Origin of the sequence: Macrococcus brunensis (assembly GCF_004359615.1) — a bacterium.
GTDB classification, from domain to species: domain Bacteria; phylum Bacillota; class Bacilli; order Staphylococcales; family Staphylococcaceae; genus Macrococcus; species Macrococcus brunensis.
Genome location: NZ_SCWA01000056.1, coordinates 1 through 430, shown reverse-complemented (window position 1 = coordinate 430; position 430 = coordinate 1). Strand labels below are relative to the sequence as shown.

Annotated in this window: 1 protein-coding gene; it reads left to right on the top strand. The window is 45.1% G+C overall.

The features are described from left to right. Positions 1-217: 217 nt before the first annotated feature. Positions 218-430 (top strand): pentapeptide repeat-containing protein (locus ERX27_RS11190; RefSeq protein ID WP_208001789.1); only part of this gene is annotated, 213 nt, incomplete at its 3' end.

The following is a 430-nucleotide window of genomic DNA, read 5'->3' as shown; positions in this document are numbered from 1 at the left end:
ACACTGTACTGCGCGGCTTCAAGCCCTACTTCATAGAGAACGGTGAATACTCAGGGGCCGTCGGAACGATGAGGCTGATGGATGAAAGTTAAAGAACCACAAGTCCAGCAGTGAAGTGATAGAAAATCAGCATGTCGTACTAACTCATGACGGCGGTCGTTGTCATTATAAAAACTGCGTCATCACAATAGATGCGGATTTGCGGGAATTAGATGAAATGATTTTTACGGCATGTCAGTTTGAAGGAGATTTCTCGGCGGTCCATGTGACGGATACAGTGTTTGAGAAATGCCAGCTGATGAATCTGAATTTTGAGAATATCAGCTTCCGCCGCGCTCGTTTCGCCCATTGTCAGATGACCGGCTTCAGCTGTCATAACGTTCGTATGAAAGATGTCAGTTTTGTAGGCTGTAAGCTCAATCTATTAAAC